13 protein-coding genes are annotated in these 12,853 nt (G+C 35.7%); 7 read left to right on the forward strand and 6 right to left on the reverse strand.

All coding sequences use genetic code 11. The features are described from left to right. The first annotated feature begins 11 nt into the window (after positions 1 to 11). Positions 12 to 482 carry an Lrp/AsnC family transcriptional regulator gene (locus DU508_RS00240; protein WP_115400845.1) on the forward strand — a complete coding sequence of 157 codons (471 nt, stop codon included), beginning with the start codon at positions 12 to 14 and terminating at the stop codon, positions 480 to 482. Between the two features lie 54 nt (positions 483 to 536). Here the strand turns inward: DU508_RS00240 and DU508_RS00245 are convergent, their stop codons facing one another. The 3 genes from DU508_RS00245 to DU508_RS00255 form a co-directional block, all read right to left on the reverse strand. Then, positions 537 to 947 carry a GxxExxY protein gene (locus DU508_RS00245; protein ID WP_233509356.1) on the reverse strand — a complete coding sequence of 137 codons (411 nt, stop codon included), beginning with the start codon at positions 945 to 947 and terminating at the stop codon, positions 537 to 539. Positions 948 to 1,066: 119 nt separating this feature from the next. Further along, positions 1,067 to 1,744, reverse strand: a complete 678-nt coding sequence (ung, locus tag DU508_RS00250; protein ID WP_115400847.1) for a uracil-DNA glycosylase — start codon at positions 1,742 to 1,744, stop codon at positions 1,067 to 1,069. Between the two features lie 89 nt (positions 1,745 to 1,833). Beyond that, entirely contained in the window at positions 1,834 to 2,352 is a 519-nt protein-coding gene (locus DU508_RS00255) for a thioredoxin family protein (protein WP_115400848.1), read from the reverse strand. A gap of 116 nt (positions 2,353 to 2,468) precedes the next feature. Between DU508_RS00255 and DU508_RS00260 the strand changes: the two genes are divergently transcribed. Both DU508_RS00260 and DU508_RS00265 read left to right on the forward strand, forming a co-directional pair. After that, positions 2,469 to 3,008: a YgaP family membrane protein gene (locus DU508_RS00260; RefSeq protein ID WP_115400849.1), complete on the forward strand. Its 540-nt coding sequence runs from the start codon at positions 2,469 to 2,471 to the stop codon at positions 3,006 to 3,008. A gap of 149 nt (positions 3,009 to 3,157) precedes the next feature. Continuing rightward, the gene (locus DU508_RS00265) at positions 3,158 to 4,405 is read left to right on the forward strand and encodes a cation:proton antiporter (protein ID WP_115400850.1); all 1,248 of its coding nucleotides are present in this window, start codon (positions 3,158 to 3,160) and stop codon (positions 4,403 to 4,405) included. Between the two features lie 474 nt (positions 4,406 to 4,879). Here DU508_RS00265 and DU508_RS00270 read toward each other — a convergent pair whose 3' ends face one another. Then, entirely contained in the window at positions 4,880 to 5,377 is a 498-nt protein-coding gene (locus tag DU508_RS00270; protein WP_115400851.1) for a DUF1905 domain-containing protein, read from the reverse strand. Positions 5,378 to 5,501: 124 nt separating this feature from the next. On the opposite strand from DU508_RS00270, the gene DU508_RS00275 reads away from it, so the two are divergent. Beyond that, on the forward strand, positions 5,502 to 6,056 hold the full coding sequence (locus tag DU508_RS00275) for a pyridoxamine 5'-phosphate oxidase family protein (RefSeq protein ID WP_115400852.1): 555 nt from the start codon (positions 5,502 to 5,504) through the stop codon (positions 6,054 to 6,056). Between the two features lie 157 nt (positions 6,057 to 6,213). On the opposite strand, the gene DU508_RS00280 is transcribed toward DU508_RS00275, so the two are convergent. Together DU508_RS00280 and lysS are read right to left on the reverse strand one after the other, a co-directional pair. Beyond that, positions 6,214 to 6,426, reverse strand: a complete 213-nt coding sequence (locus DU508_RS00280) for a hypothetical protein (protein WP_115400853.1) — start codon at positions 6,424 to 6,426, stop codon at positions 6,214 to 6,216. A 135-nt stretch (positions 6,427 to 6,561) separates the two neighbouring features. Next, positions 6,562 to 8,271 (reverse strand): lysine--tRNA ligase, encoded by a 1,710-nt coding sequence (lysS, locus tag DU508_RS00285; RefSeq protein WP_115400854.1) that lies wholly within the window; start codon positions 8,269 to 8,271, stop codon positions 6,562 to 6,564. A 412-nt stretch (positions 8,272 to 8,683) separates the two neighbouring features. Between lysS and DU508_RS00290 the strand changes: the two genes are divergently transcribed. Genes DU508_RS00290 through DU508_RS00300 form a run of 3 tightly spaced genes read left to right on the forward strand, consistent with a single transcriptional unit; the run spans position 8,684 to position 12,756 of the window. Beyond that, entirely contained in the window at positions 8,684 to 10,462 is a 1,779-nt protein-coding gene (locus DU508_RS00290) for a hypothetical protein (RefSeq protein ID WP_115400855.1), read from the forward strand. Positions 10,463 to 10,522: 60 nt separating this feature from the next. Next, positions 10,523 to 11,713, forward strand: coding sequence for a PAS domain-containing sensor histidine kinase (locus DU508_RS00295; RefSeq protein ID WP_115401014.1), 1,191 nt, complete (start codon positions 10,523 to 10,525; stop codon positions 11,711 to 11,713). Positions 11,714 to 11,724: 11 nt separating this feature from the next. Next, a complete protein-coding gene (locus DU508_RS00300; RefSeq protein WP_115400856.1) occupies positions 11,725 to 12,756 on the forward strand; it encodes a response regulator in 1,032 nt (343 codons plus the stop codon). The last annotated feature ends 97 nt before the right edge of the window (positions 12,757 to 12,853 follow it).

A 12,853-nucleotide genomic window follows, 5' to 3' on the forward strand; every position in this document is an offset into this window, starting at 1 on the left:
TTTGAATTTATATGGCATCAGAATTAGATAAAATTGATTTTAAAATTTTAAGAATCTTACAAGATAACGGTAGAATTACCAACTTGCTTTTATCACAAGAAATTGGATTATCGCCGGCACCAACTCTTGAACGTGTACGTAAATTAGAGATGGCTGGTTACATTAAGAGCTACCATGCCTTGGTTGATGAAGAAAAGCTGGGTTTGGGAATTAAAACCTTTATCCAAATTCAATTGGATTTTCATAAAAACAATACCATTCAAATCTTTTTAGATGAAGTAAATCAAATCAAGGAAATCACTGAATGCCATCATGTAACTGGTCAGGCAGATTTTCTGTTAAAAGTTTATGTGAAAGATATAAAATCATACGAACGTTTAATCATGGAGAAAATCAGTAAAATTTCTGTAGTTAAAACATTCCAAACGATGATGATTATGTCAACTACAAAGAAAGAACCTATTGTGCCGCTGGAGTATTAATATGTTGGTTTTAAAAGTAAATATTACCACCTAAGACATTTAAGGGCATCTAAGCTAAACATCGAATTTGTACATGTATTCGCTTACAAAGGCTCTTTTCCCATGTTGAACGATATTAGTTGAGTTGAAGTTTATTAATAGTCCTTTTGGCACTTTTAAAAGTTTCATATATGTTAAAATCTGTGCTTCATGTATTGGAAGAATATTTTCCACGGATTTTAACTCTACAACTATGCAATTTTCAATCACTAAATCAGCTCTTAATTCGGTATCCAGTAAAATATCTTTATAACTTATTAGAATAGAGTGTTCAGCCGTAAAATTTATTTGCTGTAACTGCAATTCTCTTATAAGGCATTTTTGATAAACACTTTCCAGTAAACCCGGACCAAGCATTTTATGTACTTCTATGCAAGCTCCGGTTACTTTATACTCCAGATTATCAAGAAAAGTTTTCTTCATCATTGTAAAAATCATCAAAAAGTTAAAGTTATAATTGGGATGATTTTTTATGGAGGATTTACTAAGATGCGCTAAGGTGTCTTAGGTGGTATAATTATTTTAGTAATCTAAGATGGTTAAAATCATTGAATATTCCAATCAATTGGTTTCAAATTATTTTGAACCAGCAATTGATTTGCTTTCGAAAAATGTTTTGAGCCAAAGAAGCCATTATATGCTGAAAAGGGTGAGGGATGTGCTGCTGTGAGCACATAATGTTTTTTTTGATCAATCAATGCTGCTTTTTGCTGAGCATATTTTCCCCAAAGTAAGAAAACAATATGTTTACGTTTTTCAGAAAGTGCTTTGATGATTTCATCAGTAAAAATTTCCCAACCTCTGTTTTGATGTGAGCCGGCTTCGGTAGCCCGAACTGTCAGTGTAGCATTTAAAAGCAATACTCCCTGTTCTGCCCAGTGTGTTAAATTGCCATGATTGGGGGCCTTAAATCCTTTAATGTCATCTTCCAGTTCTTTATAAATGTTTTTGAGCGATGGAGGAATAGCTACGCCACGTTGTACAGAAAAAGATAATCCATGTGCTTGTCCAACACCATGATATGGGTCCTGCCCTAAAATCACAACCTTAACCTCATCAAATGGGGTGATATTCAACGCATTAAAAATATCAGAACCCTTGGGATAAACTATGGCGCCGTTCTGCTTTTCATCCCTTAAAAAAGACTTCAGGCTTTTCATGTAGTCTTTTTCAAATTCTTCTTTTAAAACAGCAAGCCAACTTGGTTCTAATGCTACCGACATATATTTTAAATGTAAATAAGTTTAATATTAGCAAATGGTTGATAGATCTCCTTCGATGAAGTTTAAACCATTAATCATGAGGCAAAGTTTTATGATTTCTTTTTGTAAATTTCCAACAAATCTCCCTCAAGAGTGGTTTTAGGCCCTTCAATTATTCTTCCTAATTCTTTTCCTTTGTTATCATAAACAATAAATGTTGGCACGCGCTGGATATCTAAACCATCAATAAGGCCATTTTCAGCTTTTTTTAGTCCATCAACTGCGATGATTTCTACATTTTTTTCTTTAAAATGTAAATTATCAAGCACTTTGAAAAAGTTGGGAACATTTACCTTGCTATCGCCACACCAGCTACCAAAAACAACTTTAATTTTCTCCTTTTTTACTAATTTTTTCAACTCAATCATCGTGGCAGCATCAGGTATATAGGCTGCATAAAGTGGGTCGTACATTTCCTTAAACTCTGGAAATGAGATCATACCGTCCCGGGTACAAATATTAATCAGCACATCTTTGTTTTTGGTTTGATCGTGAATTTTTTTATTTACTTCTTGTGCAGAAACATTCATTGCAAGTACGATTAAGGTTATTGATAAGAGAATTTTCATATTAATTTGATGAATTGTTAAGCCTGTGAAATTTTTAATGAAATTATTGTTTTAAAATCTAATTTCTGCCATTTAAAAACGATATTTGCAAAAAAAAAATAATTATAATAAATTTTATGCCAAATATTATCAGATTAATTGCGGGGTTTGCTTTACTGGGTGGCGCAGTTGCTTTATTTGTTTTCGGTTTCTGGCCATGGGGAATTGTGGCTATCTTATTAGGACTAATTGTTTTGGTAACTTATTTCTTTAATGAGAATATGCTATTGGCACAATGGTACCTTAGAAAAGACAATATGCCAAAGGCAAAACAATTTTTGGATCGCATCACTAATTATGAAAGCCAGTTGATTAAAGTTCAGCATGGTTATTACAACTTATTAATCGGTTTAATTGAAAGCAGAACAGCGCCAATGCAAAGTGAAAAATATTTTAAAAAATCACTTGCTTTAGGTATGCAGATGGATCATAATGTTGCATTAGCTAAGTTAAGTTTAGCCGGAATTGCAATGGCAAAGCGTAATAAACGAGAAGCCACCATGTATTTAGCAGAAGCTAAAAAAGCAGATAAAAACAAATTGCTGGCTGATCAGATTAAACAAATGAAAGATCAGATGGGCATGATGGACAAACAGCAACAAGTTCGTTATAGATAACAGTTAAGTTAAAAAATAAGGAGCCGATTTTATATCGGCTTTTTTGTTAGTAAAACTTAACTGTAAAGCGTCATAATCTAAAATGAATTTTAGACGAGTCGAAGTTTTTTAATATTTTGTGGTTTTTAAACGATTCTTTTAAAATATTTATGGAATTATATTATTCTTTTTCAGTACTCATTGTTTTAGCTTCTTTCTTTTCTTATTTAAATCTTCGGTATCTAAAGCTCCCTTCAACTATTGGTATTATGATTATAGCCATGTTGAGTTCAATTGTATTGGTTTTGACGGGCAGTTTATTTCCAAAAACATTTGATCATTTCTCTACACTGCTGCAGGATGTTGATTTTACAGAAGTGTTAATGGGAGCCATGCTAAACTTCCTTTTATTTGCCGGAGCTATTCATATTAATCTGGTTGATTTAAGAGAACAAAGGGCGCCGGTTATTATTTTCTCGACAGTAAGTGTGGTTATTTCAACCTTTGCTGTTGGTGCATTGGTTTTTTATATCACACCGATTTTTGGGTTCCATATACCTTTTATATACAGTTTGTTGTTTGGTGCCTTGATTTCGCCAACTGATCCTATTGCTGTAATGGGTGTTTTAAAAGAGGCTAATGTTAAAAAATCACTGGAAACAAAGGTTGCGGGAGAATCATTATTTAATGATGGGGTTGCAGTTGTGATTTTTGCAGTAATCCTTCAATTGGCGCAGGGAACTGATGTTGATTTAAGTTTTACCAATATATCATGGTTACTGGTAAAAGAAGCATTAGGAGGTTTTGTTTTAGGGACTATTCTGGGTATTGGTGCATCCAATGCGATGAGAAAAATTGATGACTATAAAGTCTCGGTTCTGATCACATTGTCAGTGGTAATGGGTGGTTATCTCATTGCACATTCCATTCATATCTCAGGGCCTTTAACCATGGTTGCTGCAGGGATTGTAATTGGAAATTACGGTAAAAGGACAGCGATGTCTGCTGTTACAAAAGACTATCTTAATAAATTCTGGGAGCTTATTGATGAGATATTAAATGCAATTTTATTCCTTTTCATAGGGTTTGAATTACTCATCATTCATAATATAACCGATTATTGGTTAATTGGCTTATGTTGTATCGTAATCGTACTTTTTTCCCGGTTCCTGTCGATCTATATTCCAGTTGTAGTGATTCCGTTTAAAAATAAATTCAGCAGCGGAACGATTAAAGTTTTGGTTTGGGGTGGATTACGCGGCGGAGTATCAATTGCCCTGGTTTTATCAATGGATGAAGGCCCTTACAAACCGTTATTAGTAGGGATTACGTATTTTGTAGTGGTGTTTTCTATCATCGTTCAAGGTTTAACAGTTGGCAAACTGGCTAAAAAAGTTCTTTCAGTAGAAGAAGTATAGTGATGTTTAGTACTTGGTTTAAGGAGCGTATCTAAAGTCTACTTCCATTCGAATATTTAAGGCTACGCTTGTGCCGTCATTCCCAAGCAGGTGGGAACACAATGTTATTAAGTTAAGCTTTTTAGAGCGGCCGTCATTGCTGAGAAGGCACGACGAAGCAATCTTTTTCGCTATCGCCAATTGGCAACCTCCAGAGAGATTGCTTCGTTTTACTCGCAATGACAAGCAAGTTTTCCTTAACTTAATGATGACATTAAATGGGGAATCACGCAAGTGTTCATTGAAAATAACCTTAAAGAAAAAGGAATTAAGATACCAAATCAAATTGGTATCTTAATGAGATAGAAAGGTTGTATATCGCATTAAGATTCCCGCTTTCACGGGAATGACAGACTACTATGGATCGGTGTCCATATGATAGGCAAGAACGGAAAAGAGACAAATGAGACTTTTTTGAATTCCTTCATTTATATCTTACGGCTTATCCCTGCCAATAAATCTTTCCTTACCTAACAGAAATTGAATTGCCCGACTGATATTTCGATCAATAGCATCATCCGTTTTCAAATTAGCAATGTAGCGAATAATTTCTAACTGCAAATACGGGGCTGATTGATCAAATATTTCTTTGGCTTCTTTATTTTCAGACAAGGCTTTTATGAGTTTCGGGTGTATAGCAATTTTTCTTTCCTCGGAATCAAATTCAATTTCAAACCTTGCCTGATCTCCAACATCCTTTCCTGCAGCTTTTCGCATAGGCGTATTCAGGTACAAACGCCAGTCTCCGGCATACTTAACTAAAGTTTGTTTAAATAAATGCCCATCTATTTTTATTTGAACAGGGATTTTCCCTTTATTTTTTTCGGCTTGGTTGAAGATATATTGTAAATAAGCTTCAGGAATGAAAACAAATGGATTAATTCCAATGATATGAATCTGTGCGGTGAAAGGTTCTGGCTTGCTTTTACTCATGTTAACCTAATATCATTAAAGTTAGCACTTTCTATTCAATAGCTTTTAATAGTAATGGACATTGCTTTTCAAAATATTAAAACCAAACCCGATTTTTGATTGTATTTCATATAAAATTTATACTATGGCAACATCACAAGAAGGAAGTACTAACAATACTCAGGAAGATGAAAATATTAAAGATTTAGGCGGCAAAGCGGCTATCGAAAAATTACGTGACCTGGCTGGAAAAGCAGAAAGCTGTTTTTTTTGCACTAACATTAAAACAGGCATTCCTTTATCTGTCAGGCCAATGGCTATTCAACAAGTGGATGATGAGGGAAATATCTGGTTTATGAGCATGAAAGACAGTCACAAGAATGATGAAATTTCTGCTGATCCATTTACCCATTTGCTTTTTCAGGCTGGTGCACATTCGGGATTTGTAAATATTTATGGGATTTCAGAAATCAGCAGAGATCAAGCCAAAATTGATGAACTTTGGAGCCCGTTCATTAAAACCTGGTTTCAGGGAGGTAAGGATGACCCGAATATTACACTGATTAAAGTAATTCCATCTGAGGGATATTACTGGGATACCAAGCACGGAACTGCCGTTGCGTTTTTGAAAATGGCAGCATCAGTGATTACCGGTAAAACAATGGACGATTCTGTTGAGGGAACCTTGGATGTTGATTAGTTTGAAAATTTGTCATGCTTACCTTTACCGAAGCGCAAAAGCTGCGAAGTAAATTTAGTTAAAGATCTTATTCGTGAGACTTATGGCCATCCGATGAATCTAAACATTATGCAGTTATTCATCGGATGACTTTTCAAATGAAAACTGGTAGGAAGAATTATTTGTCTTCTAAACAATCATAACCTTCAAGTTCTTCTCTTTTAGATCTTTTGCTTAAAATATCATCTTCCTCAGCTTGTGCTCTGGAGAAAAATAAAGCTTCGGCCTGGATTCTTTTAATTAATTGACGAACAAGGGTTAAATCAAAAGCATCTTTACTTAGTTTGATGCAATATTCTCTTTCGTTGATTTCTAAACTTGAAGTATTCATAGGGCAATCATTTTTAATTTTATCGATTGCTGTAAATATAGAAAAGGCTTGCTAAACAATTATTAGCAAGCCTTTTAAGTTTATGTTATGTTTTTGTTAATAGCAAACTTAGCGTTTACTTTTTAAGATATTTGACTATTTGTATGATAAAAACAAACCATCATCTGTTTTGGATACTTTCAAAATTCCTTTACCGGTCAAAGCTTTTAAAGTGGTATCCCATTTTTTATTACTCCAGTCAGTTAGTTTTGCTTTAACATCAGTTAAAAGAGCTTGTTCCCCTTCGTTAACTAATGAGAATAATTCAGTTTCATCTGGAGTCAATTCTACTTTCTTTTTCTCCGGACGCATTTGCGGGAAGAATAACACTTCCTGAATGGTGCTTTGATTGGTCATGAGCATCACAATTCTATCGATGCCAAATCCTAAACCTGAGGTTGGAGGCATTCCGTATTCCAAAGCACGAACAAAGTCATCATCCATGGCCATAGCTTCGGCATCACCACGATCGGCAAGTTTTAACTGATCTTCGAAGCGTTCTTTCTGGTCAATCGGATCATTCAATTCTGAATAAGCATTTCCAATTTCTTTTCCATTAACAAATATTTCAAAACGCTCTACTAAACCTGCTGCTGAACGGTGTTTTTTAGCCAATGGAGTCATTTCCAACGGATAATCTGTAATGAATGTTGGTTGGATTAAGTTGGCCTCGACTTTTTCACTAAATATCTCATCAATTAATTTACCACGACCCATTGTAGAATCGATTTCTATACCTAAATCTTTACAGGTTTGTACAAGTTGATCTTCAGTCATTGCCGAAACATCAATTCCGGTATATTTTTGAATCGACTCGTACATCGTAAGTTTTTCGTATGGCCCCTCGAAATTGATTTCGTTTTGACCAACTTTAACCACTGCAGAACCGTTCGTTGCGATAGCCACTTTTTCCAGGCATTCTTCAACCATGCCCATCATCCAGATATAATCTTTGTAGGCCACATAAATTTCCATTGAGGTATATTCAGGGTTGTGCGTTCGGTCCATTCCTTCATTACGGAACATTTTACCGAATTCATAAACCCCGTCAAAACCTGCAACAATTAATCTTTTTAAATACAACTCATTTGCAATACGCAAATAAAGGGGCATATCTAAAGTATTGTGGTGTGTTGCAAAAGGCCGGGCTGCTGCGCCACCATGAATTGGCTGAAGAATTGGCGTTTCAACTTCCATCCAGCCTTGATTATCAAAATAATTTCGCATGGTATTAATTACCTTGCTACGTTTAATGAAAATCTGTTTATAATCAGGATTTACGGTTAAATCCACATAACGCATTCTGTAACGTAATTCAGGATCAGTAAAACCATCATAAATATTGCCATCATCATCGCGTTTTACCACTGGCAGCGGACGTAATGATTTAGCTAAAACTGTTAAATCAGTAACGTGAACAGAAATTTCTCCCGTTTGAGTAGTAAAAACATAACCTTTAACACCAATGTAATCACCAAGATCCAGCAATTTTTTAAAAACAGTATTGTATAAGGTTTTGTCTTCATCAGGACAAAGATCATCACGCTTTAAATACAACTGAACACGGCCTGTAGAATCTTGCAGTTCAGCGAATGAAGCGCTACCCATTATACGGCGTGTCATTAAACGTCCGGCAATGCTAATGGTTTTATAGGCAGTTTTGTCTTTTTCGTAATTTGCATTTATATCTGCAGCATACGCATTGATTTCATATGATTCGGCAGGATAAGGCTCAATGCCCAACTTGCGTAATTGTTTTAGCGACTCACGTCGTAATATTTCTTGTTCTGATAATCCTATACTCATTTCGGGTATTTTTTGCAAAAGTATGAATTTTGCAAGTTCTTCGTTTTTATTTAACTAACTGTATTTTTCGTCAAAAAAAAGGCGCTTTTAGGGCAAAAATGAATTTATAACTAAAGCAAATTCACTATTCTACACCATTTGTTTGCCTGTTTAAAACAGAAAGTCACAAAGATACGAAAGGTATTGTAATTACTAAATGGTTTGTTGGATATAACATCATTATTAGAAGAACAAATCTGAAAGCTATATGATATCTTAATTGGCCTTAAGAAATACCAGTCATCAGGATTAAAAGATGCACCTGACGTTCCAATGTTTGAGAATATAAAATGATGAAGGTCACTTTTTCAAGTAATCACCATCTTCTGAAACCGTTGTCATATTGATAAGTTTGCTGAAAGTTCAAAAAATCATGCAACATACTTTTCACATTCCGGTTTTAGGTTTAGGTTACTCTATTGATACGCCCTTAAAAGTTGCCCGTTATGGCATTTCTTCTACATTATCTATTGTAGATGATGAATTGATTGAGCGTATGCGGGCATATCATGAAGAACAAAATGGCATCAATCATCAGCCCATCCCCAAATCAGAAACTGATTACAGAGCTAAACGAATCACAGCTTACCTCAATTTTTTGGATCAAATGATCAGGAATCAATTTGAGAAATTGAAGCAATCTGCATTTGAGCCTGGAAGTGAAATATGTAAGTACTTCGAACTTCTGCCAGAATCATCACCGTTAAAGCATGGCTATGAGCTGATGATGGATTATCCTGAAGGAGAAAGTAAATCAATCTTCCAAAATGTATTACGTAGCGCAATGAAAATTGGTGCTGCAGATGTGAACATCATGTCGAAGGTTGATAAGATGAATTTTATCAATGGAGAATATACTGGTGATGAAAATACCGATGCCTTAGCTGCATTCAGAGGATTTGCAAACAGCACCCTGAAAGCAGCGGTAATTCTATCTGCCGGGATGAACCCGAGACTATACAGTTATGTAGAGGGGTTTAAGGATTTTCTCCCGGATGATCGGGGTCACTTCAACAAAAGAATTATTTTGAAAGTAAGCGATTTCCGTTCGGCATTTATACAGGCAAAGTTTCTGGCTAAAAAAGGAATTTGGGTTTCAGAATTCAGGATAGAATCGGGCCTGAATTGTGGCGGACATGCATTTGCGACCGAAGGTTATCTTTTAGGACCAATTTTAGAGGAATTTAAGACTAAAAAAGCAGAAATGCTTAGTGAATTATTTTCTTCTTATCAGCTGGCGCTGCAACAAAAAGGCATTGAACTTAATCAAAAACCAGGGCAGCGAATAAGCGTACAAGGTGGAATTGGCACAGCTGAAGAACAAAGTTTTTTGCTTAAACATTATCAGTTAAGTACAACAGGATGGGGGAGCCCGTTTTTGCTCGTACCTGAAGTAACAAATGTTGATCATGAAACGCTGAACAATTTAATGAAAGCAAAAGAAGATGATTTTTATCTGAGCGAATCTTCCCCGCTTGGCGTCAGGTTTAATAATTTTAAAAATTCTTCTTCAGATATTCAACGAATTGAACGCATTAGAAAAGGCAGACCCGGAAGTCCGTGCACTAAAAAGTACTTGTGCAATAATACAGAATTTACTCAGGAGCCGATATGCACGGCATCAAGAGAGTATCAGCACCTTAAAATAAATCAACTGCAATCTTCCCGTCTATCGGCAGAAAAATATGAGATTGAATTTAACAAGGTAACCGAAAAAGTTTGCCTGTGTGAAGGCTTATGTGCATCTGCCTATCTAAAATATGAAATCATCAAGCCGAAAGAAAATAAGGCTGTATCGATTTGCCCAGGGCCAAATTTGGCATACTTTAATGGATCTTATTCATTTGAAGACATGGTTGGCCATATTTACGGAAAAGTAAATCTGCTTGCGAACAACGCAAGACCGCATGTGTTTATTAAAGAACTTAACTTATATATAGATTACCTTCAGGCAGAGATAAAAGATCAGTTTGCCAATTTGAATGATAAAAAGAAAAAGCAGCTTAATAACTTTAAAGCTCAATTAAACGATGGTATTCAATATTATAAAAATCTTTTTGGCCAAACCGCAGGTTTTAAATTCTCTAATGTGAAAGAATGTTACCACTTGCTGGAAATTTCTCAGCTTAAACTAGATCAACTAAGTATTTGAGCATAAAATAACAGATAGTAATTTTATATTCACCTCCATAAATAAAGAGGCATGAAATTCATTGACAGGTCAAAATTTTTAGATGCGATTATTGAAAATGCCATTGATGGCATTATTACCATAGATGATAGAGGGATTATTGAACATCTTAATCCTGCAGCACTGGAACTTTTTGGTTATTCAAGAGAAGAGTTAGTAGGTAAAAATGTATCAGTTTTAATGCCTCAGCCAGATAAAGCAAGGCACGATAGCTATATCCAAAACTATCATAACACAGGGATAAAACACATTATTGGCATTGGCAGGGAAGTTCGGGGACAACGTAAGGATGGTTCTGTATTTCCTTTCCGGTTAGGGGTTAGTGAAGTTAAATTTAGCGACAGGAAAATTTACACTGGTTTTGTTCACGATTTAAGTAAAGAGAAGGCAAACGAAGAGCAGATCAAGTCTTATACCGAAAAACTAGAGGTAAAAATTAAAGAGCGAACCCGCGATCTGGTTAAACTGGTATCTGAACTGGAAACAGCCAAAGAGAATATGCAGGCGCTATTTCAAAAAGAAAAGGAGCTTAACCAGTTAAAAACCAGGTTTGTTTCCATGGCATCGCACGAATTCAGAACTCCTTTAAGTGCCATTCAGTTATCGGCATCTTTAATTGATAAATACACATTGAAACATGATGTATCGAATGTTGAAAAACATACCTCAAAAATTAAGAATTCCATTAATAATTTAACCACCATTCTGAATGATTTTCTGTCGCTGGAAAAACTGGAGGCAGGCAAGGTGGAAGCATCAGCCAATTGGTTTAATATCATCAGTTTTGCTGAGGAAATTACAGAAGAAATGCAGTTGATGACCAAGGAAAACCAGCACATTATTTATGAACATACAGGTATTACTGCTGATGTTTACCTTGATCCTAACCTACTCAGAAATTGCATCATTAACTTAATCTCAAACGCCGTAAAGTATTCGGGTGCCGATACTTTAATTCAGTTTAACACACGGCTTATGGATAATCAATTAATACTGGAAGTAAAGGATAATGGAATTGGAATTCCGCAAACTGACCAGAAAAATCTTTTTGAGCCTTTTTTCAGGGCGCATAATACGGGAGATATTCCAGGAACAGGATTAGGCCTGAATATCGTTAACCGTTACGTGAACTTAATGGGTGGAACTGTTAATTGCGTAAGCGAACAGAACAATGGCACAACATTCACCCTTAGCTTTAATCAACCCGCTTAAATTACAATCCCATGGACAGAAAAGTTTTAATTATAGAAGATAACGACGATATACGTGAAGGTACAGCCGAAGTTCTTGAGCTGGCCGGATACCATCCTATAACTGCTAAACATGGAAAAGTTGGTGTAGAAATGGCACTGCAACATGATCCCGATATTATACTTTGCGATATCATGATGCCCGAGCTGGATGGTTATGGTGTACTTTATCTGTTAAGCAAAAACCCAAAAACGGCTAATATACCGTTCATTTTCATCACTGCTAAAACTGAAAGGGCAGATATGAGAAAGGGAATGGAAATGGGTGCTGATGATTACCTGACCAAGCCTTTTGATGATATTGAATTATTTAAAGCGATAGAGAGTCGATTCAAAAAGAAACAACAATCTGTTGCTATTGGTGCAAATGCAGGCAGCGTTCAGGTAGTATTGGAAGAACTAAGAAAAAAAGGGAAATCCAGGTCGGTATCGGGCAAGCAGGTGGTTTATGTTGAAGGCGATGAGCCCACACACCTTTATTATCTGGTAAAAGGACAAGTAAAAACTTATAAACGTTTTAAGGATGGGAGAGAGCTCTCTTCGGCACTTTATCATGATGGTGATTTTTTTGGATTTGAAAGCCTTTGCAACGGAGAGTTATATGCAGATAATGCAGCTACATTGATCGATTCTGAAATTATCCAGATTTTAAAGGCAGATTTTATGGAGTATTTGCTTAGCTATCAGGCTGTTTCCAAAATGTTTATCGGATTACTTTCAGGAAGTGCAAGAGATAAAGGTAAACAGATGTTGCAGCTGGCTTACTCATCGGTAAGAAAACGTGTAGCAAATGCCATATTGCAGGTTGCCGATAAATTTGGGCAAAGTGCTGATGATAGCTGTACAATTAAGATCTCCAGAGATGACCTTGCCGCTCTGGTAGGTACAGCAAGTGAAACTGTAAGCCGGATGCTTGCCGATTTTAAAGAAGAAAAACTGATCGATAAAACGGGCAATGCGATCAATATCTTATCCATAGAAAAGCTTCGAAATATCAAACAATAATATTTTTAAGGGCAGAAATCGATAAAATGTGATCATGATCATTTTTTAGTCTAAGCAACCTCACGCACATACTGCCTGTCACGCTATAGCTTTGTGT

The sequence above is a fragment of the Pedobacter chinensis genome, from assembly GCF_003339865.1.
In the GTDB taxonomy this organism is placed as follows: domain Bacteria; phylum Bacteroidota; class Bacteroidia; order Sphingobacteriales; family Sphingobacteriaceae; genus Pedobacter; species Pedobacter chinensis.